Source organism: Collinsella aerofaciens (assembly GCF_020181355.1).
GTDB lineage: Bacteria > Actinomycetota > Coriobacteriia > Coriobacteriales > Coriobacteriaceae > Collinsella.
In genome coordinates this window covers 1,441,222-1,464,559 of record NZ_CP084004.1, presented here as the reverse complement: position 1 = coordinate 1,464,559, position 23,338 = coordinate 1,441,222, and the positions used below count along the sequence as shown (strand labels likewise).

Here is a 23,338-nt window from a genome sequence, read left to right as displayed (position 1 = left end):
TTTTTCAAAAAAGTTTACGAATTTGTTAATCCTTGATTATCAACTTCATCCGAACACTTCCCACATTCATCCGCACATGTGCGGATGAATGTGGGAACCCGATACCCTGAGGGCCGGACCGGCCGGCCCCGGGAGATCGGAGGACGGCATGTCCGGAAAGAAGAATAGGGGCTCCGCGAGGGCGGTCCCGAGGGCCTACGGAAGGCTCACGAGGCACGAGCGGGACACGGTCCAGAGGATGCTGGAGCGCGGGGCCTCGTGCAGGGAGATCGCGAGGGAGCTGGGCAGGTCGCCCTCGACGGTGAGCGCCGAGGTGGCGTCGCACAGGTTCGTGACGGCGCCGAAGTCCAGGCGCGGCGAGCGCGTGGACGCCTCCGCCGACCTGTCGGCGGCCTGCCCGCGCCTGGCCGCGTGGCCGCGATGCTGCAACGGCTGCGGCCGGTACCGCGCGATCGGCTGCAAGCGCCGCCCCCACGTCTTCTACGAGGCCCGGGCCGCGCAGCTGTGCGCCGACTCGGTCCTCGTCTCGTCCAGGCGCGGGATAGACGCCGACGAGCCCGCCGCGGCGGCCAGGCTGGAGGCGATAAGGGACTGCCTGCGCCGGGGGCTCTCGCCCGAGCAGATGGCGGCGCGCAACGGCGGCCCGGTGGACCTGTCGCCGTCGACCATCTACCGCTGGGTCTCGGCGGGCTACGACGGCATGACCAACATGGAGCTCAGGCGCAAGGTCGGCTACAGGCCGAGGAAGAGCGCCGCCGGCCGGGCGGCCACGCGCCACTCCGCCCGCAGGTCGCATGCCGCGTTCCTCGCCCTCGGGGAGGACGCGTGCGCCGCGGCCTGGGAGATGGACACGGTCGAGGGCGCGCGGGAGGACTCCGCCTGCCTGCTCACGCTGCTGCACCGCCCCAGCAGGCTCCAGCTCGCGCTGCCGCTGGAGGAGAAGACCGCCGGGTGCGTCGCGGACGCCCTGGGCGATATCAGGGAGGTCCTCGGCGCCGACGGCATGGGCAGGGTCTTCCGCGCCGTGCTCACCGACAACGGCGCCGAGTTCTCCGACGAGGCGGCGATCGCGGCGCTGCTCGGCGAGGGGCCGGGCGAGACGAGGCTGTTCTACTGCGACCCCGGGCGAAGCGACCAGAAGGGCGCCTGCGAGCGCAACCACGTCGAGATAAGGAAGCTGCTGCCCAAGGGCGCCGGAATCAGGTTCGACCGGCTCTCCCCGGCCGACCTGGCGCTGGCCATGTCGCACGTGAACTCCGAGCCCCGCGGCGCGCTCGGCTTCACGACGCCCGCCCGCGCCTTCAGGGCGATGCTCGGGGACGACGCGGCGGCGCTGCTGGACGCCTACGGCGTGGAGGACGTGCCGCTCGGCGAGCTCGACCTGACGCCGGGACTGATAGGGCGGGCGCGCGCAGAGAGGGGCGATGCCCCGCTGTCCTAGCCTGAAGGAAAAAACGGAATAGACGGACCGGCCGTCCGGCTGAGTCTGGGAAGAGGTGCCGGGCGGAGGGCGGAGCATGGCCACCGGACCCATCGAAACACATCTCCACCGTTCCTTCAACTGGGAAAACGGCGCCCCCGGACCCCAGGAGGGGCCGCGGGGGCGTTCAGCTAACTGCGGGAATGGCCTATTTGCTCAATGTGTTCGGCTGAGATCGGAAATCAACCCGAATTTGTTAATGCGCAGGTAGATCCGTATGTCCGGTCCCGAATCGGTGTTGCCTCCCGGCGCGTCCTCGGGCATGACCGATATTTTGCTGCGCACTTCGTGCTGCAAAATATCGCTCCCCCTGCGGAATGCGCCGGGAGGCAACACCGATTCGGGACCTACGTCCACGTACTCCAGACACCGTTCTCAAACATGTTATGGGGCTGATGCAAATTTGGTGGCTCGGCTTTGCCGAGCCCTTATATGGGGAGGTCGGAGCTAAAGCTCCGGCCTCACTCAATTTCTTATTAGATTAAGTGAGCGATCAAGGAATCGCACCCCTCTGCAGCGGTAACACAGGGCCCGTGCTGGACTTAGTTTTCAGAACATTCCGCAGACCAGGAAACCCCCTTATCCGCGGCTCCGAAGGAGCAGGATAAGGGGGTTTCCATGGTCGAGGACGTTCTGAAAACTAAGTCCAGCACGGGCCCGGACAATAACAACCGACTACAGGTCGATGTGCGATTCCTTGATCGGGAACGGCTCCGCGAAGTGGCACGCACAGCAGTGGCCCGGTGCGACTTCCTTAAACTCGGGAAGCTTCTCAGAGCAGATACCCTGAGCGATCGGGCAGCGAGTGTGGAAACGGCAGCCGGTCGGCGGATCCAGCGGTGACGGCGGATCGCCGGCAAGGATGATACGCTTGCGAGTCTTCTGGATATCAGGGTCGGGAACCGGTACGGCAGACAGCAGCGACTGCGTGTACGGATGGTGAGGCTCGCTATAGAGCGTCTTCCAGTCCGAAACCTCAACCATCTTACCCAGATACATAACGGCAACGCGATCGGAAATGTGCTGCACGACGGACAGGTCGTGAGCGATAAACAGATACGCGGTACCGAACTTGTCCTGAAGTTCCTTGAGCAGGTTCAGAACCTGGGCCTGAATGGAAACATCCAGAGCGGAGACCGGCTCGTCGCAGATGATCAGCTTGGGCTTCAGCGCAAAAGCGCGGGCGATACCGACACGCTGACGCTGGCCGCCCGAGAACTCATGCGGATAACGGTTGATGTGCTCGGGGTTCAGTCCGACAACGTCGAGAAGCTCGCGGACGCGCTCAATGCGCTCCTCCTTGGTGCCCACGCCGTGAATGGTCATGGGCTCGGAGACGATCTCACCGATGGTCATACGAGGGTTGAGCGAAGCATAAGGATCTTGGAAGATAAACTGCATCTCGCGACGCATGTCCTTGATCTCATGCTTGCTCATCTCGGCAACATCTTTGCCCTGGAAGAACACCTTACCGGCGGTCGGCTTGGTCAGGCGCATGATGGTACGGCCCGTGGTGGACTTACCGCAACCAGACTCGCCAACCAGACCGAAGGTCTCTCCAGGATAAATCTCAAAAGAGATGTCATTTACAGCAGAGACGACACGCTTGGAGAAGCGCTTGGCGAACATGCCGGACTCAGCGGGGAACTCCTTAGAGAGGTGCTCGACCTTCAGCAGCGGAGTACGCTCGTTGGTATCTGCCATTACGCCTCGCCTCCCTTCTTGGAATCCTTGCGCGTACGGGACGTCACAGGAGCGTTCTTGAGGAACTCGGGGTCGCCAGCGTAGTGGCACGCAGAATAGTGACCAGACTCGGTAACAAAACGCTCGGGGCGCTGCTTGCGGCACTTATCCGTCGCATAGGGGCAGCGAGGAGAGAACACGCAGCCCTCGGGCAGGTTCATGAGCGAAGGCGGGTTGCCATGAATCGGCGTAAGCGGCTTCTTCTCATCGATGGCCTGCTCCGGGATGGAGCGGATAAGGCCCCAGGTGTAGGGGTGGCGGCTCTCGTAGAAGATTTCCTCAGCAGTACCGAACTCGACGGGACGGCCGGCGTACATAACCATGATCTTGTCGGCCATATCAGCGACGACACCCAAGTCATGGGTGATCATGATGATGGCGTTGCCGTTCTTCTCCTGCATCTCCTGCATGAGCTCGATAATCTGAGCCTGAATGGTAACGTCCAGAGCCGTCGTGGGCTCGTCGGCAATCAGGATATCGGGATCGCAGGCAAGAGCCATAGCAATCATGACGCGCTGACGCATACCGCCAGAGAACTGGTGCGGATACTCATTGACGCGCTTCTCGGGCTCGGGAATACCAACGAGGTCCAAAAGCTCGGTGGCACGCTTGAGCGCCTCCTGCTTGGAGTAACCGCGGTGCAGACGAAGACCCTCGCCCACCTGCTTGCCGATCTTATAGACCGGGTTCAAGGAGGTCATAGGATCCTGGAAGATCATCGCGATGTCGTTACCGCGAATGTGCTGCATCTCTTCCTCGGTCATCTCGAGGATAGAACGACCGCGATAGCGAACGTCGCCGCCCTCGATCTTTCCCGGAGGCATCGAGATAAGACCCATGATGGTCATGGCGGTCACGGACTTACCGGAGCCGGATTCACCGACTACTCCCAGGGTCTCGCCGCGATCGAGCGTGTAGGAGACACCGTCGACAGCGCGAACGACGCCATCCTCGGTGTGGAAATACATCTTAAGGTCATCGACCTCGAGCAGATGCTGGCCCTCGGGAACCGGCTGGTCCTTCAGGTCCACATAGTTCTTGTTCTTCTTCATCCTTATGCGTCCTTCATCTTGACGTCGAGGGCGTCGCGCAGACCATCACCCAACAGGGTGAAGGCGAGCACCGTCGAGAGAATTGCCAGACCGGGCATGATCATCATCCAGGGAGCAGTCAGAAGATACTGCTGACCGTCCTGAATCATGGAGCCCCACGAAGGCGTAGGCGGAATAACGCCCATGCCGAGGAAGGACAGAGCGGACTCGGTCAGAATGGCGCCACCAATGTTCATGGTCGCGTAGACCACGATGGAGGCGACGGAGTTCGGGAAGATGTGACGTACAACGATACGAGCATCAGATGCACCCATCGCGCGCGCAGCATCAACATAGTCGTTTTCCTTGACGGTCAAGATCGCAGAGCGGAAGACGCGCGCAATCGAAGGCCAGCCGAGAATACCGATGGCGATAAAGACGTTCTGAAGACCACGGCCGATAACGGCGATCATGGCGACAACGAACAGCACGTACGGGAACGCCAGGAAGATGTCCGCACAGCGCATGATGATCGTATCCCAAATGCCGCCGTAGAAACCGGCCAGAGCACCCATGACCAGACCAATTAGCGTGGAGATCGCGGTGGCCATAATGCCGACGGACAGCGAAACGCGCGCACCGTAGATAACGCGGACGAGAATGTCACGACCAAGGGCGTCGGTGCCAAACGGGTGCTCTGCACACGGAGCCAACAGCGACGTCTCGGCCATAGTGGTCGAGTCGGAAGCCGTCGGGGAACCGAGCCAGGGCTTAGCCCACAGATCTGCAGTCAGGGCAACCACAACGACGATGATGATCCAGCAGACACCGATAACGGCGAGCTTGTTCTTACGAAGACGCTTAAAAGCGTCGCCCCACAGCGTGCGGGACTTGGCGGGAGCAGATGCGACCTTGGTGGCGGTAGCCTGCTCCTGAGACTGAGAATCAGTTTCCTGCATGAGACGTACCTCCCTTAGGCCTTATCCGACGGACCGCCAAGGCGGATGCGCGGGTCGAGGAATGCATAGCTAATGTCGACGAGCAGATTGATCACCATGACGACGACGACGATGAGCGTAACGCCGCCCATAACGATGGGCCAGTCACGCATGCTAATGGCGCGATAGACCTCATAGCCGATACCGGGCCAGTTGAAGACCGTCTCGGTCAGGATGGCGCCCGAAAGCATGCCACCAAAGTCGACACCAATATAGGTAACGACGGGGATGAGTGCATTCTTAAGCGCATGCTTGACGATGATCGCACGATTGGAGAGACCCTTGGCCTTTGCCGTACGGATGTAATCCTGGTTCATGACGTCAAGCAGCTGCGAGCGCATAATGCGGGCAGCATAAGCGGTCGAAACCGAAGCCAGCGTAATGGTCGGAAGCACATAGTGCATCCAATCCTGATACTGAGAGCTGGAACCGCCGGCACCCGAGATCGGCATGGAGATTGCACCGCCCGTGGCGTCCTTGAGGATGACGCCAAAGAACAGCTGCAGCAACATACCGAGCCAGAAGGCCGGGACCGCAACGAGGATCGACGTGGTGAGCGTTACCAAAATATCCCAGAAGGAATAACGCTTTACCGCCGAAATGATACCCGCACCGATACCCATAATTGCCTCGAGCACGATGGCGCACGCGGCAAGTTTGACCGTATACGGATACTTCTGGGCAAAGATATCCGTAACCGGCAGCTTGCGCTGATACGAATTGCCCAGATCGCCATGAAGCAGGCCGTTCATGTAATACAAGTAACGGTCCACGAGCGACGTTTGAACGGGGTCGCCGTTCTCGTCAAGGATCGCGTTGCCGTCCTCGTCCGTCTGGACCAGGTGATAGCGGACGCGAAGCTGAAGCTCCACCTCGGGGGACAGAGCCTTGTCTCCACCGATCAGCTTGATCGGATCTCCCGGCACGATATTCTGGAGGGCGAACAGAATCAGCGTAACGCCCAAAAACACCGGGATGAACTGAAGCACACGTTTAACGATGTACTTACCCATACCACTCCCCTATCTAGGGATTAACCTAAATGGGATGCCGATCGCCAGACCGGCATCCCAAAATTACCATCAGCCAGTTTACCCCAGGTTAGGGAGAACTGTATGTTTCCCATGAGGTCTACGTAAATACTTGACCCTCACGGAAGCTGCAAACTCTTAGGCGAGCTCAGCGGTACCCAGATCGGCGTGCTTCTGCGGATCGACATAGAGGTGCTTGATGCGATCGGAGCCGGCGATGGTGTGCGTGTAGAACATAATCGGGATGACCGGGCAGTCGGCAGCGACCATTGCGTCGGCCTCCTGCATCTTAGCGACGCGCTCCTCGTCGTCAACAATAGTACGAGCCTCGTCGACCTTGGCGTCGAACTCGGGGTTGTTGTAACCGGAGCGGTTGTCGCCACCGAGGGAGTCGGAGTGGAACAGCGGATACAGGAAGTTGTCCATAATCGGGTAGTCGGCAATCCAACCCAGACGACCGAACTGATAGTTAAAGTTCTGATACTGCTCGAGCAGGGCAGACCACTCAGGGGTATCGGAGACAGCGGTAACGCCAACCTTGGCGAGGTCGCCGATGATGGACTCCATGATCTCCTTGTGACCGCCGTCCTGGTTGTAGGACAGGGTCACGCTAATGCCACGATCCCCGTTAGCGCCAGCGGGAGCAACCTTGTCGAGGTACTCGTTAGCCTTGTCGACATCGTAGGCGCAGAACTCCCATGCGCCCTCCTTGTAGCCATCGATACCCGGAGGAACAATGCCGTCGGCAGGGGTACGGGTACCCTTGAAGATGGTCTTGCAGATGGCCTCACGGTTGATGGCCAGGGAGATGCCCCTACGCAGGTCGGCGTTGTTGAACGGCTCGGCCGTGGTGTTGCAGGTCAGATAGTACGTGGAAGGCTCGGCGCCGAGCAGCATGCGCTCGCCGTCACCCATGGTGTAGCCGTCCTTGGACACGCCGCGATCCTTCTTGGCGGCATCGATCTGAGCGACGGGAACGTCGCAGACATCGAGGTTACCGGCCTGGAACTCCTTGTAAGCGGTCTCCATGTCCTTGATGACCTGGAAGTGGATGCCATCGATCTTGGCCTTGTCGCCATAGTAATCGTCGAACTTCTTGACGTTGATCTCCTGGCCATCCTCCCACTTGCCGTCCATCATGAACGGGCCGTTACCGACCGGGGCAAGATAGAAGCTCTTGACATCGGACTCGGCGCACTCGGGAACCGGGGCCAGAGCCGGATGAGAGGCGACGAAGGGGAAGTCGGCGTAAGCGGAAGACAGCTTGACGACGAGGGTCTCATCGTCGGGGCACGTAACACCGCTGAGCTCGGTAGCGTTACCGGCAAGCAGGTCGTCATAACCCTCGACCATGGAAAGGTGATAGGAGACCTCGGAAGGGCCGTACTCGGTAGCGATGGCCGACTTGGTGTTGACCAGACGCTCCCAACCGAGCTTGAAGGACTTGGAAGTAACGTCGTCACCGTTGTGAAACTTGGCCTTCTTGATCTTGAAGGTAAACTCGGTGGCGTCGTCGTTGGACTCAAAGGACTCGCAAGCCAGCGGAACGATCTCGCCCTTCTCGGCGTCGTAAGAGGTCAGAGCGTCAAAGAGCTGATACTCGACCTGAGTGCCCTGGTCCTCCTGGACGTTGTAGGGGTCGATGCAGACCGGGTTGTTGATGTAGAAGTTCAGCGTCGAACCGGACTCAGAACCGGAAGCGTCGCCACCCTTCTTGCCGCATGCGGCAAGAAAAGCCATGGAGCTCGCAGCAAGGGTACCGCCAACGAAGGCGCGACGACCCATAACGGGCTGGTGGAACATAGAATCAGCCATGCCATCCTCCTTATGAGATAGGACAAAGAAATGTTCAGTCGGACACATGTCGAGACAATCCGATCCGAACCATCAAAACGTCGCCCGTCGCTATGGCTGGTTATGCACAACGGACCAACGTTTCGCAATACAGTAGCGCATTTTATGCACGATTTGGGGCTAATTCCGGTCAACGGTCAAGAATTTCTTTAGTTGGGCGAAGTATGTGGGGATATTTTGACTCTGTTACAAATTTGTAAACAAAAAGGGTCCCGCACTTGCGGAACCCTTTTCAATTATTTTATGCGGCTCGTGTTTAGTAGCCCACGATGCCTTGCGGGAAGAAGAACATGCACAGCACGACGCACACGGCAAACACGACAGCCATGATGACGGTCAGGCGATCGAGGTTCTGCTCCATAACGCCTGTGGCAGAGCTGGAGTTATACAGCGAGCTAGCGATCATATCCGAAACGCCGGTGCCCTTACCGGAATGCATCAGGACGAGAATCGTCAGCGCCACGGCAGAGACAGCCCAAACGACAAACAGAAGAATCTGGAACGGACCCATAGATAAGCTCCTTAATAGAACAATTCAAACTCCAGTACTGTACCACAATCCCCAACACTCCCCCACCCGCCATTTAGGTACGGGGTAGAAATGGCAGAAATATTAAAAAGGGGGTTGTCCGGTCGTGGACAACCCCCTTACTAGAAAACGGTATTTGTTTTCTATTAGGCCTCGATGGCGAGCACGCGACCCGTCATCTCGGCGGAAGGCTCAATACCAGCCATGGTGAGCATGGTCGGAGCGATATCGGAAAGACGGCCGTCCTCGATACCGGTGAGCTTGGCCTTCTCATCAACGATGATGAACGGAACGCGGTTGGTAGTGTGAGCCGTGAACGGATGCTTGGAACCGTCGGAAGCAACGTCAAACATGTGGTCGGCGTTGCCGTGGTCGGCGGTGATCAGCGCAAAGCCGCCCTTGGCGAGAATCGCCGGGACAACCTTGGACAGGGCATCGTCAACAGCCTCGACGGCCTTAACGGCGGCGTCGAAGACACCGGTGTGACCAACCATGTCGCAGTTCGCGAAGTTCACGATGTAGAAATCAGCGCGATCCTCGTTGATGGCGGCGACAAGCTTCTCGGTAACCTCGGGAGCGCTCATCTCAGGCTGCAGATCGTAGGTAGCGACCTTGGGGGAAGCGACGAGCACGCGCTCCTCGCCTTCCTTGGGCTCCTCGATGCCGCCGTTGAGGAAGAACGTCACGTGGGCGTACTTCTCGGTCTCGGCGGTGTGCAGCTGCTTCAGGCCATTGGCGGCGATAACGTCGGCCAGAACGTTCTCGGGGAACGTCTTGGGGAAGGCGACCTCGACGTCAAACGTCGGATCGTACTCGGTCATCGTCACAAAGTGCGAAAGCTTGATCTGCTCGCGCTCAAAGCCGTCGAACTCCTTGTCCGTGAACACGCGGGTCATCTGACGAGCGCGGTCGGGACGGAAGTTGAAGAAGATAGCCGCGTCGCCCTCGTGGATGCCCTCGTTGTGGGCAGCGAAGGGCTCGACGAACTCGTCGCCGCGCGGATCCTTCTCGTAGTAGGCCTTGATACCGGCAACGGGGTCGACATCGGCATCGGACGCGTTGACCATGACGTCGTAGGCGCGCTGGATGCGCTCCCAACGATTATCGCGGTCCATGGCCCAATAACGGCCCGAGACGGTGGCAACGCGAGCGTCGCAACCGGTCTCCTCGGAGATCTTAGCCAGGAAGGCGCAGAACTCACTCATGTAGCCAGCGCCGGACTGCGGGTCAACGTCGCGGCCATCCATGAAGGCGTGGACGCGAACGGTCTTGACACCGTGCTCGGCAGCCATCTTGACCAGAGCCTCGACGTGGTTCATGTGAGAATGAACACCGCCAGGACTCATAAGGCCCATGAGGTGGAGAGTCTTGCCGTCAGCCTTGGCATCGTCCATAGCCTTGACGAAAACCTCGTTCTTGGCGATGGAGCCGTCCTTGATGGCATTGTTGATGCGCGAAAGCTCCTGGAACACGATGCGGCCGGCACCGATGTTGAGGTGGCCTACCTCGGAGTTGCCCATCTGGCCGTCGGGAAGGCCCACGTCCTCGCCCGAAGCACCGAGCGTGGTGTGAGGATACTTCTCGTACAGGCTATCAAGGAAGGGCGTCTTGGCAGCGGCGACGGCGTTCTCGCCATCGGCCGGAGCCAGGCCGCAGCCGTCCATGATAATCAGGAGTGCAGGAAGATGACGCTGTGCCATATGTCCTACTCGCCTGCCTTGACGACCATAGAGGCGAAGTCGGCAGCCTTGAGCGAAGCGCCGCCCACGAGGGCGCCGTCAACGTCGGGCTTGGCGACGAGCTCAGCGATGTTGCCGGGCTTGGCAGAGCCACCATAGAGAACGCGGATGCCGTCGGCGAGCTCCTCGCCGAACATCTCCTTGAGGGTCTCACGGATAGCGCCGCAGACCTCCTGAGCATCCTCGGCGGTAGCGGTCTTGCCGGTGCCAATGGCCCAGATGGGCTCGTAGGCGACGACGACCTGCTTGGGGCAGGTGATCTCAAGACCAGCAAGGCCAGCCTTGACCTGGTTCACGACGTGCTCGACATAGGTGCCGGCCTCGCGGACCTCAAGGGACTCGCCGCAGCAGAAGACGGGAACAAGACCGGCGGCAACGAGGGCCTTGGCCTTCTTGTTCTGATCCTCGTCGGTCTCGTGGAAGTAGTCGCGACGCTCGGAGTGACCGATGATGCAGTAGGTGCAGCCAGCGGACTTGAGCATGTCGCAAGAGGACTCACCGGTGAAGGCACCCTTGGCCTCCCAGTACACGTTCTGTGCACCGAGGGCGATGGGGGCAGCCTGAATGCGGTCATGAACCGTGGTGATGTCGATGGTCGGAGGGCAGACGAGCACCTCGACGCCAGCCGGAACCTCGGGCAGAGCCTGAGCCAGCTCGTCGGCGAGTTTGGCGGCCTCGGCGACGTCGTTGTTCATCTTCCAGTTACCAGCGATGAGAAGGGTGCGATTAGGCATCGAGAAGCGCCTCCACTCCGGGCAGGGCCTTACCCTCGACGAGCTCCATGGAAGCGCCACCACCGGTGGAGATCCAGCTCATCTTGTCGGCCAGGTTGAACTTGTTGACAGCCGCGACAGAGTCGCCACCGCCGATGATCGAGGTGCAGTCGGCCTCGGCGACAGCCTCGGCGATAGCCTGGGTGCCGTGAGCGAAGTTGTCGAACTCGAAGACGCCCATGGGGCCATTCCAGAACACAGTCTTGGCGCCCTTGACGGCCTCGGCGTAGAGCTCCTCGGTCTTAGGACCGATGTCCATACCCTCACGATCGTCGGGGATAGCGTCGGAAGCGACAACCTCGGGAACAGCGTCCTCGCCAAAGTGATCGGCAACGCGGTTGTCGATGGGGAGCAGGATCTTGACACCCTTCTCCTCAGCCTTCTTGAGCATCTCGCCGGCGCGCTCGACCCAGTCCTCTTCCTTGAGGGACTGACCAACGGACAGGCCCTGAGCCAGGAAGAAGGTGTAGGCCATGCCGCCACCTATGATCAGGGTGTCAGCGGAGTCGATGAGGTGATCGAGAACGCCGATCTTGGAGGAAACCTTGGAACCGCCGACGATGGCGACGAAGGGGCGCTCGGGCTCGGCGAAGATGCCGGTCAGCGTGTCGACCTCCTTCTCGAGCAAGAAGCCGGCGACGGCAGGCAGGTAAGCGGCGGGGCCCACGACGGAACCCTGGGCGCGGTGAGCGGTGCCGAAGGCATCGAGAACGAAGACGTCACCATAGGAAGCGAGCTTCTTGGCGATCTCGGGATCGTTCTTCTTCTCACGCTTGTCAAAACGGACGTTCTCGAGAACGAGGACCTTACCCGGCTCGACGGCGGCGACAGCCTCAGCAGCCTTCTCGCCGTAGGTGTCGGCGACAAAGGCAACGTCGAGACCAGAGAGCTCAGCGAGCTTCTTGGCGACGGGCTCGAGGGACAGCTCGGGCTGGAAGCCGGTGCCCTCGGGACGACCGAGGTGGCTCATGAGGATGACGCGAGCATTGTGCTCAACGAGGTAGTTGATGGTGGGCAGGGCAGCCTTGATACGGGTGGTGTCGCCAACGACGCCATCCTTGATAGGCACGTTAAAGTCAACGCGGACGAGAACGCGCTTTCCGTCGACATCGATGTCGCGGACGGTCTTCTTGGTAAAGGCCATGTTTGCTTCTACCTTTCGTACGTGTCTGCCTCCCATTACGGCAGACGATTTCTTATAAAAAGGGCGCGACCCTAGGGTGTAAGCCCTATAAGGCCGCGCCCTTCTTTAGACGCTCAACGAGCTATTCGCTAAAAGCTAAATTAAGCAACGAACTTCTCGAAGTACTTGATGGTGCGGACCATCTGAGAGGTGTAGGAGTTCTCGTTGTCGTACCAAGAGGTGACCTGAACGAGGGTCTGGCCGTTGCCGAGGTCAGAGCACATGGTCTGAGTGGCGTCGAAGATGGAGCCGTGGGTCTCGCCGACGATGTCGCGGGAGACGATCTGGTCCTCGTTGTAGGCGAAGGTCTCGGGGATGGTCTCGGCGTAGGCCTTCATGGCAGCGTTGACCTCGTCGACGGTGACCTTCTTGTCAACGACGGCGTAGAGGTTGGTCAGCGAGCCGGTCGGCGTCGGGACGCGCTGGGCGGCACCGATGAGCTTGCCGTTGAGCTCGGGGAGAACCAGGCCGATGGCCTTGGCAGCGCCCGTGGTGTTCGGGACGATGTTCTCGGAGCAGGCGCGGGAGCGACGGAAGTTGCCCTTGCGCTGCGGGCCGTCGAGCGGCATCTGGTCGCCGGTGAAGGCGTGGATGGTGGTCATGATGCCGGACACGATGGGAGCGAAGTCGTTCAGACCCTTGGCCATCGGGGCGAGGCAGTTGGTGGTGCAGGAAGCAGCGGAGATGATGTTGTCCTCAGCGGTCAGCGTCTCATGGTTGACGTTGTACACGATGGTGGGCAGATCGCTGCCGGCCGGAGCGGAGATGACGACCTTCTTGGCGCCAGCATTGATGTGGGCCTGAGCCTTAGCCTTGCTGGTGTAGAAGCCGGTGCACTCGAGAACGACGTCGACGTCAAGGTCGCCCCAAGGCAGGTTGTTAGCGTCGGCCTCCTTGTAGATCTTGATCTCCTTGCCGTCAACGGTGATGGAATCCTCGCCAGCAACGACCTCGTGATCGCGAGCGTAGTTGCCCTGCGTGGAGTCGTACTTCAGCAGGTAAGCGAGCATATCGGGAGAGGTGAGGTCGTTGATAGCGACGATCTCGGAGCCCTCATGACCGAACATCTGACGGAAAGCCAGACGACCGATGCGACCGAAGCCGTTAATAGCAACCTTTACTGCCATTGTGTCTCCTTTCGTAAGGCCCCCGCGAGCTACAGCGCCCGCCGTTGAGGCCCACAAACTAACCACTCGCCTAATATACCTTTTTTTTGACTTGAATTTCACGAGAATGCTCGAAATTGAAAATCAAATTTACGTTAAAACGTTTTAAATACTAAAATAGCAGCTAAATCCATATATAAGTCGTTACTTCAAACTACCTGTTTGCTTCAATGAGCTTTTCAAGCCGTAAAACACGATGGTAGAGGGCTGACTTCGACAAGGGAGGGTCAGCCATCTCCCCCAAATCACGCAGCGACAGATCAGGATAGCGCTCGCGCAGGTCGCAAAAGACCGCCAAGGCATCCGGAAGCGCATCGCGAAGGCCACGCTGCTCGAGCTCATCGATAAGCGCAAGCTGATGTTGGGCAGCACCGGCGCTTCTGGTCTGGTTGGCGAGCTCGGCATTCACGCGACGGTTCACATCGTTCTTAACCAACTTGACCGCGCGCGCCTCCTCAATCTCGGCAACGCTGCGCTTGGCACCAATCAGCTTTAATAGATGCTCGATTTCCTCGGCGCTCTTAATGTACACGGCATATGACCCCCGCCGTGCATTAACACGAGCATGGACCCCAATCTGCTCCAACAGATCGCAAAGTCCCTTGGCATATTGCTCGCCCTGCACAGCGATCTCCAAATGAAAATCGCCGCGTGGATCGGCCACGAAGCCGCCCGCGATGAGCGCGCCGCGGATATAGGCAAGTCTACAGCAAGGACGGGCAACGATATGTCGGGGTACGCCGGCGACAAGTCCTCCCCTACGGTCGAGGATACCCAGCAGAACCAAGGCCTTATCCAGGTCTGGCTGATCAGGCAAGGTGATGAGGTAGTTTCGAACCTTATGCAAGACAGATTTGCGGACGGTGAACTCCGTTTTGAGCTTAAGGATACGATGCGTCAGCGTGATCATCGTGCGCGCGACGGCTCCCGTCTCAGTCGCAACCGTCAAACGATACCGCCCAGAGCCGGCAAGCGAGAGCGTACCGCTCACGCGCGTGAGGGCGGCGAGCGTCGACAAGTCGCAGTATTCACATTCGGGTTCGCAGCGCGCAAGCTCGTCGCGCACCTCAGCGGTAAACGACATGCAGGCCTATGCCTTCGTGTTGGCGCGCGACAGGTCGCGGTGGGAAATGCTCACATGATACTGAGCGCCTTCCAGGTAACGGGCCGTGGCCTCGGCAATGGCAACGCTGCGGTGCTGGCCGCCCGTGCAGCCGATGGCGATAGAAAGCTGCGGCTTACCCTCCGCGATATAACCGGGCATGACCGTATCGAGCAGCTGTGTCCAAGCCTTCCAAAACTCCTGCGTCTTGGGATGGTCCAGAACAAAATCGGAGACCTTTTTATCGAGACCGGTCATCGTGCGCATCTCGGGATCGTAGAACGGATTGGGCAGGAAGCGGACGTCGATCATAATATCCGCTTCGACGGGCATGCCGTGCTTAAAGCCAAACGAGAACACGTGGACGTCCATGAGCTGCTGGTCGGACAGCTCGGAAAATGCCATACGTAGCTTGTTGCGCAGCGCAGAGGTACGCAGACGGCTCGTGTCGATAATCATATCGGCTCGGTCGCGCACGCCCTGCAGCTGAAGGCGCTCGCGCTGAATGGCATCGGCCGTAGTCTCCCCCGGCTTGGCAATGGGATGACGGCGGCGATTTTCGCTGTAGCGACGAATCAGCACCTCGTCAGAAGCCTCCAGGAACACGATGTCGCAGCTCATCTCGCGCTCTTCGAGCGCGGCGACCGCATCGAGCAGCTCGTCAAACAGTCCCTGGCTACGCAAATCGCAGGTGACGGCGAGATGCCTGCCCACGCCCGTATTGATGCCGACGAGCTCGGCAAGCTGGGCGATGAGACGCGGAGGCAGGTTATCGATGCAAAAATAGCCCATGTCCTCGAACACGTGCATGGCCTGTGTGCGGCCTGATCCGGACATTCCGGTGATGATGACGATATCGGGGATGCGCTCCGAGCGCTCCGCCGCATCCATGGCATCTCCCTTTTGCATGTGTTGCCTCCCGAAAACAAGCGCGGGACCCAGCAACCCGGATCCCGCGCGGTCAATTGCCTATATTGAGTATACCGCCCCGAGCGGATACGAGGCCTGTCTTACGCCTCAAGCGCAGCCTTGAACCAACTCGTAATACTCGTGGGGTGCGTGATGGCGGTGCCGACGACAACGGCCCAGGCACCAGCATCGATCGCGGCGCGAGCCTCCTCGGGCGTATGCACGCGACCCTCGCAAATGATGGGAAGGCCGGGGAATTCCTCGGTCGCCTGACGCAGGAGCGGCAGATCGGGGCCATCGGCCATGGTGCAGTCGATGGCGGCGACGCCGTGAGAAAGTGTGGTGGATACCAGGTCGAAGCCCATATCAACCGCACGGCGAATGTCCTCGATGGTGGCACAATCCGCCATCAGGAGCACACCCTCCTCGTGCAGCGGGCGGAAGGTATCCTCGACCGACTTGCCATCGGGACGCGGACGATCGGTGGCGTCGATCGCCACGATATCGGCACCCGCAGCAACGCAGGCACGAGCGTGACGCAGCGTCGGCGTGATGTAAACGCCCTCGTGCCCGTCCTTCCACAGACCGATGACGGGAACCTCACAGCGACCCTTAATGGCGGCAATGTCGGCAAGGCCCTGGCAGCGAATGGCGGCGGCGCCGCCAAGCTCGCAAGCGCGAGACATTTGAGCCATGGTCTCGGGCGTACGAAGCGGCTCGCCCATATACGCCTGAACGCTCACGACGAGCTTGCCCTTCAGGGACTGGATCAAAGGATCAACGGTCATGTTCGACTCAACCTTTCTCAAAACAGCCTTCTGAGACACCGCACCTTGACGTTCAAACCGTCGCTCGCGTACCGAAGTACGCTTCGCTCCTCTTTCACGTCAATCTGCGGCACCTCAGAAGGCGCACTTGGTAGTTATGTTTACTTCAACGATGCAAGAAGGTGTTCGGCGGCACCGATGAGCGGCGCGTCGCCCTCCAGAGAGCCGATGAGAATCGGCGTGTCCTGAAGCGGGTCGAGCGCCTGGCTGGCATAGCCCTCGTGCACCGAGTCCTTCCACGTCTGTGAACGCCAATCGGGACCTTGGTGAATCACGCCGCCCGAAAGCACGATGACCTCAGGGTCCAGGATGTTAGCGAGCGAGCCCAGGCTGGCGCCCAGCGCAAAGCCGGCGTCATGAATGACCTCGGTCGCCTTTGCGTCGCCTGCGCGGCACAGGTCGTTCACGTCACGGCCGACCGAAGGACGGCTGGGGTCGACGCGGCCAAAACGCTCATCGTACATGCGCCCGATTGATGTTCCGGAAGCAACCGACTCCAGATGGCCGGAACGCCCGCAGGCGCAGGGAATGCCGGCGGCAGCCGAGCACTCGATGTGGCCCATATGGCCGGCAGCACCATGGAAGCCCTGCATCACGCGGCCGTTCTCGACATATGCGCCGCCGATGCCCGTACCGATGCCCAAACACAAGACGGAGAACTTGCCCTTGCCGACGCCCCAGTGGGCCTCGCCCAGAGCATGAGCCTGCACGTCGCCTACAACGGCAACGGGAAGGCCGAGGTCCTCGCGCAGACGCGGCCCCAACTGAACGCCGGACCAGCCGGGCATAATCTCATTGGCATACGCGATGGCGCCCGTCTTGGGGTCGACGACACCGGCAGCGCCGATGCCAACTCCGAGGACCTCGACATCGGGATTTGCCTCAAGAGCTGCCTTGATAGACGCCTCGATGCGCTGGAAGACCGCTTCGCCACCCTCCTGGGCCTCGGTGGGAACCTCAGCCTCAAAAACGGGATGGGGCACACCGCCGTCAGCCGGGTACTCCATGATGGCAGTCGCGATCTTAGTTCCGCCGATATCGACAGAGCAGACGTACTTGTTCTCCATGTCGTTCTCCTTCGGAGACAAAACAACTACAGGAAATGCGCCGTCAGGCTAGCCGTCACAGCGCGGTAAAGGTTTTCCAGGTGCCCGAGATCGCCGAGAAACCGTGCGGCCATTGGCCTAATGGGTCATGGCCGCACGGTTGAACGGCGAGGTCGGGTGCCTGGGAAAGCTTTAAAGGAGACCGTTGTCCTGGAGGACCTTGCGAATCGCCTCGACGTTCTCACCGGTCATGGCCTTCACCGGGCGCGGCATGGTCGGGCTGTCGAAGATGCCCATGAGGTTCATAGCGGTCTTGAAGGCGCCGACGCCACCGGCATAGCCCTGGACGCCCGAGGTGACATCCCAGATGTGCGAAATCTCATTGAGGCGATCCTGCTCGGCTTTGACGGTAGCCCAGTCACCAGCCTGAGCGGCCTTCCACTGACGAACGTAGCCCTCGGGCTCAACGTTGGCGAGGCCCGGAACGGAACCGTCGGCGCCACCGAGATAGGCACCGTCGACGACGACCTCATGGCCGGTAAGGATGCTCATCGGATGGCCGTTCTTCTCGTTCTCCTGAATGAGGTAGCGGAACGAGATGTCATCGCCCGAGGAATCCTTGACGCCAGCCAGGACGCCCTCGGCGCCGAGCTTAGCAAGGAGCTTCCAGGGGAGCTTGGTGTGGACGCACACGGGGATGTCGTAGGCGAAGATGGGCAGGTCGAGTTCCTCGTGAAGGATGCGGAAGTGCTCCTCGACCTCGGTCATGCCCTGCAGGGCATAGAACGGGCAGGTGGCGACGAGCGCATCGGCGCCCAGCTCCTGAGCGACCTTGCCGTGCTCGATCATGCGCTCGGTCTCGGTGTCGATGATGCCGACCAGAACGGGAACGCGGTGGTCGACGATACGGACGGCCTCTGCGACAATCTGGCGACGGCGCTCGTCGGTGGAGAAGACGACCTCGCCCGAGGAGCCCAGGAAGAACAGGCCATCGACGCCGGCATCGATCATGCGGTTGATGCTGCGCTCAAAGGAGGCAACGTCGAGCTGGTGGTCTTCGGTATCGGGAACAACGACGGGAGGGATAACGCCGGTGAATTTCTGAGTTGCCACAAGAATCTCCTTAGTTGTCTGGCGGGCAGCCCTATGCCGCCCACTCTTGTTGGCGGTGTCCAGGCCGTCTAGGCCAAAGAACACGAATAGAACGTTTGGTTAAAGAAGTCGACGACTTCGTTTTCGAACGCATTGATGCGCTCGTGAGCGTATTTGGCATAGATGATATGCCTCCGGTCACACTCAAGACCGTTGAATACGGCAAACTGGCCCTTGGGATCACTCACGGTATCCATGAGCGATGTGCCCATGAGCACCGAGCCACGAACCCGAGGCGACAGCGTCTCGAGACCGCTGGGAAGCGGATTGGCAAGCGCCGTGCAGGCAAGGCCCCGCTCGTCCAGAGCAGAAACCGCCAGCGCGACACCGCCGCCAAGGCCCTCGCCCCATGCAAAGATGCGGTCGGGATCCATGCCATCAAGGTTGCGCGCAACCTTCGCCAACGCGCAGCCCCAACGGACACGCTCGACAAAAGCAGGCGAGGTAATCCCCTGCTGCAGATCGCTGGATCCAATAGTCTCATCGTCCAGCGCAAGCACGGCATATCCCATGGCGGCAAACCGCGTCATGTGATGCCATCCCCGCACGGGTCGGTCGATGTCATGGAACATCAGACACAGCGGAACAAGCTCGGATCTTCGGGCGCAACCAGAGGGCTCAATCAAACGGCCGTGCACGACATACCCGCCGAGCTCAAAGGAAACCTCGGAGTAGCGCGCGCACGGATTGGCGAAATCAATCGCCGTAACGGTCAGCCCGCAAACCTCAAGGTCCGAAGCGGCTGTCTCCAACTCGGAAACATCCGCAGAAGCATCGCCGCGCCAATCCCGGAAATCAGAGAGCCTTGACGAAACCGTCCCAGCAATTCCCGCAAGCTCGGGGACAATCAGCTCATCGATATTGCTCTCGCACTTAGACATGAGCCTCCCCTCCCTTGCAGAAAAATGGAATGATCAGATCGTCAAAATCCTGAATCTCCTCGTGACCGAAGCCTTCAAAGAACTCATGACGCTTTTCACAGGTCAGGTTGTTGTAGACTGCAAACTGCGTCGCCGGAGGACAGACGATATCGGCTGTGCCCGTGCCAAACAGCACGGGGCATTTGACTATGGGGGCAAAGTTCTTGGAATCGAAGTACGCCAGCTTGGCATAGGCCTCGTCAATACGAGTCGAGTCCTCGTCAAACCAGCGAGACCAATAGCGCAGACCCTCGTAGGCAATGTCGTCGGCATCCAAATCCCAGACCAGGCGGAAATCCGACAGGAAGGGATAGAGGATGGCGGCGCGATTGATAAGCTCGCTGTTAAGCGCACAGGTCGCAATGCCCAAACCGCCGCCCTGCGATGCGCCGTTCACAAATACACGGGCAAGATCGATGCCCTCGAGCTCACGAACAATACGGCAAAGAATGCGGATATCTTGGTGCAAGCGGACATAGTAGAGGTTGGCCGGGTCGCCGTCGATACCGGCGACGATATGGCCCGCGACCGTCGTGCCCTCAAATCCACCAATGTCCTCGGAGGGACCTCCTTGGCCGGGGCAGTCGAGGGCGATGAGTGCCATGCCCATGCCCGCAAACGACGCCTGCTCAAACCAGCTGCGGCTTGCACCCGGATACCCATGGAACTGAAGTACCAATGGCACGGGCTCGTCCGAGACAGGTTTAAGGTACTTGGCGTGCAGGCGAGCGCCGCACATGCCGGTATACCAGAGATCGAAAAGCTGGCAGGTCACGGCATCGGTGACCGATGCCGCCTCGATCGCATAGTCAAGCCCGACGGCGTCAGCCTCGGCCATGCGATCCTTCCAAAAGAGATCGAAATCTGATGGACGGGACATAGCGCCTCGATATTCACCAAATTGATGTTGTAGCTCCTGAGCACTTGGCATGGCTCGTGAACCCAACCTTTCGAAATCGCAACGGAGGTGCGCCCGGCAAGGGAACCGGGCGCACGGGAGGGAAAGCGAAGTTACTCGCCGAGCTTGGGATGCAGCAGCGACGGCGCAGCGCCGAGCAGCATCTTAGTGTAGGGGTCTCGAGGATGCTGGAAAACCTGCTTGGCCTCGCCCTGCTCGACGATCTTGCCGCCATTCATGACGATGATGTCGTCGGAAATATAGCGGACCGTCTGGATGTCATGGCTGATGAACACCATAGCCAGGCCGAGTTCCTTCTTAAGGTCGGTCAGCAGGTTGAGAATCTGCGCGCGGACCGAAACGTCCAGAGCCGAGGTGGGCTCGTCGGCGATGATGGCATCGGGGTTCAGCGACAGGGCACGGGCAATTGCGACGCGCTGGCGCTGGCCGCCCGAAAGCTGGCCGGGAAGAACCTCGGCGGCGGAGGAGGGCAGACCGGTGAGCTCCAAGAGCTCCTTGACGCGCTTCTCCTGCTCGGCCTCGGTACCCAGGTTGTGGACGCGCATGGGGTCGAGCAGTTGCTCGCGAACGACCATGCGGGGGTTGAGCGCCGTGGCCGGGTTCTGGAACACGACCGAGATGACGCGACCCATGTGGCGACGGTCCTCGGCGGTACGCTTGGTGACGTCCTTGCCCTTAAAGTAGACCTTGCCGCTCGTGGGGGCCTGCAGGCCGCACATGACGTTAGCCGTGGTGGACTTTCCGCAACCGGACTCGCCGACGATGCCGATGGTCTGTCCGGGCATGAGCTTAATCGTTACACCCTGGACGGCGTGAACCAGGTTGGGGTGCAGAATCGAGCCGGTACGGGTCCTAAAGGTGACGTGGACGTCATCAAGGAAGATGATCGGCTCGACGCCGTTGACTGCGGTCTCGCTCATCTACATCACCTCCGCGTGAGGGGTCAAACCATTTGCCTTGAGCACCTCGTCGGGGAGCTCGGAATAGAAGTGCTCGGTGCCGGGCACGCGCTTGAAGACCGGACGGGTGTCCAGGCCAATGCGCGGATGGCTCGAGCGGGGCGCGAAGCGATCGCCCTTGGGGAAATCGCGCGGGCTCGGAACGGCGCCGGGCACCTGGTGCAGGCGGCCCGAACCGCTCTCGATGGACAGGACGGAACCCAGAAGGCCGCGGGTGTACTCGTGAATCGGGTTGGTGAGCAGCTCCTTGGTGGGCGCCTGCTCAATAACCTGGCCGGCGTACATAACCGTGATGTTGTGGGCGACCTCGGCGACCAGCGCCAGGTCGTGCGAAACGAAGATCATGGCAAAGCCGAGCTTGGCCTGAAGGTCGTTGAGCAGCTTGATGACCTGCTTCTGGACCGTAACGTCCAGAGCGGTCGTGGGCTCGTCGCAGATAACCAGCTTGGGGTCGCGGGTAAGGGCCATAGCGATCAGAACGCGCTGACGCTGACCACCGGAAAGCTCGTGCGGATAGCTCTCGAGCGTACGCTTGGGGTCGAGGCCCACGAGCTCCAGGAGTTCCTCGGCGCTACGGGTGCCGCCGCGCTTGGTGAGCTGCTTCATCTGGGCAGAGATGAGCATGGAGGGGTTGAGCGAGGACAGGGCGTCCTGATAGACCATGGCGATATCGGTACCGCGCAGGCCGAACCACTCCTTCTTGCTCATCTTGAGCAGGTCGCGGCCCTCCCAGAGAACCTCGCCGGAAAGATGCTCGTCATCGTCGGTCAGGCCCATGATGGCCAGCGTGGTGATGGACTTACCGCAGCCGGACTCGCCTACCAGGCCCATGGTCTGGCCGGGACGGACGTCAAAGTTGACATGGTCGACGACGTTGATATCACCGTGATGCTCAAACTGAATGCAGAAGTCACGGACCGAGAGAATCGGCTCAACGGACTCATCGGGCACATGGCGGTCGTCACGCTTGAGCTCGACATCGCGCAGGGCGCCAAGGCGAGCGGAGAGGGACTGGGCCTGCTCCTTGTAGGCGCGAACGGGGTCGGAGACCAGCAGGTCGGCCTCGCGACGCTTGGAGGAATCGGTCGGATCCAGGGCGGCGGAGGGAGCAGCGGCCATGGCGTCGGTAATGCCCTCGGAGAGGATGTTGAGCGCCAGGCAGGTGATCATGATAGCCAGGCCCGGGAACAGCGCCTGCCACCAACGGCCGGCGAGCACGCCGCCGCGGGCGTCGGCGAGGATGTTGCCCCAGGTAGCGGTGGGCTCCTGGATGCCGGCGCCGATGAAGGTCAGCGAGGCCTCGAAGATGATGGCGTCGGCGACCAGGGTAACGGTGAAGACCATGATCGGGGCGATGCAGTTACGCAGAACATGCTTGATCAAAATCCACGGAGCCTTGGCGCCGGAAACGATGACCGCGCGGACATAGTCCTCACCGTACTCGGACACGATGTTGGCGCGCACGATACGGGCAATCTGCGGAGTGTACATAAAGCCGATGGCGAAGATGATCGACGGCACGGAGTTGCCCAGGATGGAGACGAAGACGGCCGCGAGGGCGATGCCCGGGATGGACATAATGATGTCCAAGATACGCATGATCGTCTCGGAGACCGCCTTGCGCGAAACCGCTGCAAGGGCGCCCACGACCGAGCCGCAGACCAGAGCCATGGCAGTGGCGCCAAAGCCGATAATCAGCGAGTAACGACCACCGTAGAGCATACGCGACAGAATGTCGCGACCCTTATCGTCGGTACCGAAGATAAATCCGTTGCCGGGAGCCTGGCGAGCCGTAAAGATCTCGACCGGGCTATAGGGGGCAAGAAGGGGCGCCAGAATCGCAGTCAGGGCGACCAGCACCAGCACGACGGCGGCAATCTTAGAAGACAGCGTCATCTTCTTCCAGCCACCGAGCTTGAGCCCCTTGGAGGCAGCCTTCTCGAGCTGCTCGGTTTGCTTCTCTCGAATCTTTACCAT

20 protein-coding genes are annotated in these 23,338 nt (G+C 60.3%); 1 reads left to right on the top strand and 19 read right to left on the bottom strand.

Annotated elements, in window-relative coordinates; all coding sequences use genetic code 11:
- Positions 1 to 148: 148 nt before the first annotated feature.
- Positions 149 to 1,441, top strand: a complete 1,293-nt coding sequence (locus LCQ44_RS06255; RefSeq protein WP_225093224.1) for an IS30 family transposase — start codon at positions 149 to 151, stop codon at positions 1,439 to 1,441.
- Between the two features lie 714 nt (positions 1,442 to 2,155).
- Here the strand turns inward: LCQ44_RS06255 and LCQ44_RS06250 are convergent.
- The 19 genes from LCQ44_RS06250 to LCQ44_RS06160 form a co-directional block, all read right to left on the bottom strand.
- A complete protein-coding gene (locus tag LCQ44_RS06250) occupies positions 2,156 to 3,184 on the bottom strand; it encodes an ABC transporter ATP-binding protein (RefSeq protein WP_022094888.1) in 1,029 nt (342 codons plus the stop codon).
- On the bottom strand, positions 3,184 to 4,275 hold the full coding sequence (locus LCQ44_RS06245) for an ABC transporter ATP-binding protein (protein ID WP_055310514.1): 1,092 nt from the start codon (positions 4,273 to 4,275) through the stop codon (positions 3,184 to 3,186). The genes LCQ44_RS06250 and LCQ44_RS06245 overlap by 1 nt, the downstream gene beginning before the upstream one ends.
- Positions 4,276 to 4,277: 2 nt before the next feature.
- On the bottom strand, positions 4,278 to 5,213 hold the full coding sequence (locus LCQ44_RS06240; RefSeq protein WP_006236141.1) for an ABC transporter permease: 936 nt from the start codon (positions 5,211 to 5,213) through the stop codon (positions 4,278 to 4,280).
- 14 nt (positions 5,214 to 5,227) lie between these two features.
- Entirely contained in the window at positions 5,228 to 6,265 is a 1,038-nt protein-coding gene (locus LCQ44_RS06235; RefSeq protein ID WP_161144843.1) for an ABC transporter permease, read from the bottom strand.
- 156 nt (positions 6,266 to 6,421) lie between these two features.
- The gene (locus LCQ44_RS06230; protein WP_225093366.1) at positions 6,422 to 8,098 is read right to left on the bottom strand and encodes a peptide ABC transporter substrate-binding protein; all 1,677 of its coding nucleotides are present in this window, start codon (positions 8,096 to 8,098) and stop codon (positions 6,422 to 6,424) included.
- Between the two features lie 295 nt (positions 8,099 to 8,393).
- The gene (gene secG / locus LCQ44_RS06225; RefSeq protein WP_006236144.1) at positions 8,394 to 8,648 is read right to left on the bottom strand and encodes a preprotein translocase subunit SecG; all 255 of its coding nucleotides are present in this window, start codon (positions 8,646 to 8,648) and stop codon (positions 8,394 to 8,396) included.
- A gap of 164 nt (positions 8,649 to 8,812) precedes the next feature.
- Complete coding sequence (gpmI, locus tag LCQ44_RS06220; protein WP_225093365.1) at positions 8,813 to 10,366, bottom strand: 2,3-bisphosphoglycerate-independent phosphoglycerate mutase; 1,554 nt, start codon at positions 10,364 to 10,366, stop codon at positions 8,813 to 8,815.
- Between the two features lie 5 nt (positions 10,367 to 10,371).
- Positions 10,372 to 11,139: a triose-phosphate isomerase gene (gene tpiA / locus LCQ44_RS06215; RefSeq protein WP_089572945.1), complete on the bottom strand. Its 768-nt coding sequence runs from the start codon at positions 11,137 to 11,139 to the stop codon at positions 10,372 to 10,374.
- Positions 11,132 to 12,322: a phosphoglycerate kinase gene (locus LCQ44_RS06210; RefSeq protein WP_006236149.1), complete on the bottom strand. Its 1,191-nt coding sequence runs from the start codon at positions 12,320 to 12,322 to the stop codon at positions 11,132 to 11,134. The genes tpiA and LCQ44_RS06210 overlap by 8 nt, the downstream gene beginning before the upstream one ends.
- 140 nt (positions 12,323 to 12,462) lie before the next feature.
- Positions 12,463 to 13,488, bottom strand: a complete 1,026-nt coding sequence (gene gap / locus LCQ44_RS06205; RefSeq protein ID WP_055286941.1) for a type I glyceraldehyde-3-phosphate dehydrogenase — start codon at positions 13,486 to 13,488, stop codon at positions 12,463 to 12,465.
- 193 nt (positions 13,489 to 13,681) lie between these two features.
- Entirely contained in the window at positions 13,682 to 14,611 is a 930-nt protein-coding gene (whiA, locus tag LCQ44_RS06200; RefSeq protein WP_022094879.1) for a DNA-binding protein WhiA, read from the bottom strand.
- Positions 14,612 to 14,617: 6 nt separating this feature from the next.
- The gene (gene rapZ, locus LCQ44_RS06195; RefSeq protein ID WP_022094878.1) at positions 14,618 to 15,538 is read right to left on the bottom strand and encodes an RNase adapter RapZ; all 921 of its coding nucleotides are present in this window, start codon (positions 15,536 to 15,538) and stop codon (positions 14,618 to 14,620) included.
- Positions 15,539 to 15,639: 101 nt separating this feature from the next.
- A complete protein-coding gene (locus LCQ44_RS06190; RefSeq protein ID WP_006236154.1) occupies positions 15,640 to 16,326 on the bottom strand; it encodes an N-acetylmannosamine-6-phosphate 2-epimerase in 687 nt (228 codons plus the stop codon).
- A gap of 140 nt (positions 16,327 to 16,466) precedes the next feature.
- Positions 16,467 to 17,432 (bottom strand): ROK family protein, encoded by a 966-nt coding sequence (locus tag LCQ44_RS06185; RefSeq protein ID WP_006236155.1) that lies wholly within the window; start codon positions 17,430 to 17,432, stop codon positions 16,467 to 16,469.
- A 171-nt stretch (positions 17,433 to 17,603) separates the two neighbouring features.
- The gene (locus LCQ44_RS06180) at positions 17,604 to 18,524 is read right to left on the bottom strand and encodes a dihydrodipicolinate synthase family protein (protein WP_196025586.1); all 921 of its coding nucleotides are present in this window, start codon (positions 18,522 to 18,524) and stop codon (positions 17,604 to 17,606) included.
- Between the two features lie 68 nt (positions 18,525 to 18,592).
- On the bottom strand, positions 18,593 to 19,444 hold the full coding sequence (locus tag LCQ44_RS06175; RefSeq protein ID WP_118081942.1) for an acetylxylan esterase: 852 nt from the start codon (positions 19,442 to 19,444) through the stop codon (positions 18,593 to 18,595).
- Positions 19,437 to 20,414: an acetylxylan esterase gene (locus LCQ44_RS06170; RefSeq protein ID WP_225093364.1), complete on the bottom strand. Its 978-nt coding sequence runs from the start codon at positions 20,412 to 20,414 to the stop codon at positions 19,437 to 19,439. The genes LCQ44_RS06175 and LCQ44_RS06170 overlap by 8 nt, the downstream gene beginning before the upstream one ends.
- An 80-nt stretch (positions 20,415 to 20,494) precedes the next feature.
- Positions 20,495 to 21,322: an ABC transporter ATP-binding protein gene (locus LCQ44_RS06165; protein ID WP_118081936.1), complete on the bottom strand. Its 828-nt coding sequence runs from the start codon at positions 21,320 to 21,322 to the stop codon at positions 20,495 to 20,497.
- Entirely contained in the window at positions 21,323 to 23,338 is a 2,016-nt protein-coding gene (locus LCQ44_RS06160) for a dipeptide/oligopeptide/nickel ABC transporter permease/ATP-binding protein (protein WP_035138893.1), read from the bottom strand.

Coding starts and splice junctions, on each gene's coding strand:
- LCQ44_RS06165 (WP_118081936.1), bottom strand. CDS start 21,322: ATGAGCGAGACCGCAGTCAACGGCGTCGAGCCGATCATCTTCCTTGAT.
- tpiA (WP_089572945.1), bottom strand. CDS start 11,139: ATGCCTAATCGCACCCTTCTCATCGCTGGTAACTGGAAGATGAACAAC.
- LCQ44_RS06240 (WP_006236141.1), bottom strand. CDS start 5,213: ATGCAGGAAACTGATTCTCAGTCTCAGGAGCAGGCTACCGCCACCAAG.
- whiA (WP_022094879.1), bottom strand. CDS start 14,611: ATGTCGTTTACCGCTGAGGTGCGCGACGAGCTTGCGCGCTGCGAACCC.
- gpmI (WP_225093365.1), bottom strand. CDS start 10,366: ATGGCACAGCGTCATCTTCCTGCACTCCTGATTATCATGGACGGCTGC.
- LCQ44_RS06235 (WP_161144843.1), bottom strand. CDS start 6,265: ATGGGTAAGTACATCGTTAAACGTGTGCTTCAGTTCATCCCGGTGTTT.
- LCQ44_RS06160 (WP_035138893.1), bottom strand. CDS start 23,338: ATGGTAAAGATTCGAGAGAAGCAAACCGAGCAGCTCGAGAAGGCTGCC.
- LCQ44_RS06230 (WP_225093366.1), bottom strand. CDS start 8,098: ATGGCTGATTCTATGTTCCACCAGCCCGTTATGGGTCGTCGCGCCTTC.
- rapZ (WP_022094878.1), bottom strand. CDS start 15,538: ATGCAAAAGGGAGATGCCATGGATGCGGCGGAGCGCTCGGAGCGCATC.
- LCQ44_RS06245 (WP_055310514.1), bottom strand. CDS start 4,275: ATGAAGAAGAACAAGAACTATGTGGACCTGAAGGACCAGCCGGTTCCC.
- LCQ44_RS06210 (WP_006236149.1), bottom strand. CDS start 12,322: ATGGCCTTTACCAAGAAGACCGTCCGCGACATCGATGTCGACGGAAAG.
- LCQ44_RS06170 (WP_225093364.1), bottom strand. CDS start 20,414: ATGCCAAGTGCTCAGGAGCTACAACATCAATTTGGTGAATATCGAGGC.
- LCQ44_RS06190 (WP_006236154.1), bottom strand. CDS start 16,326: ATGACCGTTGATCCTTTGATCCAGTCCCTGAAGGGCAAGCTCGTCGTG.
- secG (WP_006236144.1), bottom strand. CDS start 8,648: ATGGGTCCGTTCCAGATTCTTCTGTTTGTCGTTTGGGCTGTCTCTGCC.
- gap (WP_055286941.1), bottom strand. CDS start 13,488: ATGGCAGTAAAGGTTGCTATTAACGGCTTCGGTCGCATCGGTCGTCTG.
- LCQ44_RS06175 (WP_118081942.1), bottom strand. CDS start 19,444: ATGTCTAAGTGCGAGAGCAATATCGATGAGCTGATTGTCCCCGAGCTT.
- LCQ44_RS06255 (WP_225093224.1), top strand. CDS start 149: ATGTCCGGAAAGAAGAATAGGGGCTCCGCGAGGGCGGTCCCGAGGGCC.
- LCQ44_RS06185 (WP_006236155.1), bottom strand. CDS start 17,432: ATGGAGAACAAGTACGTCTGCTCTGTCGATATCGGCGGAACTAAGATC.
- LCQ44_RS06250 (WP_022094888.1), bottom strand. CDS start 3,184: ATGGCAGATACCAACGAGCGTACTCCGCTGCTGAAGGTCGAGCACCTC.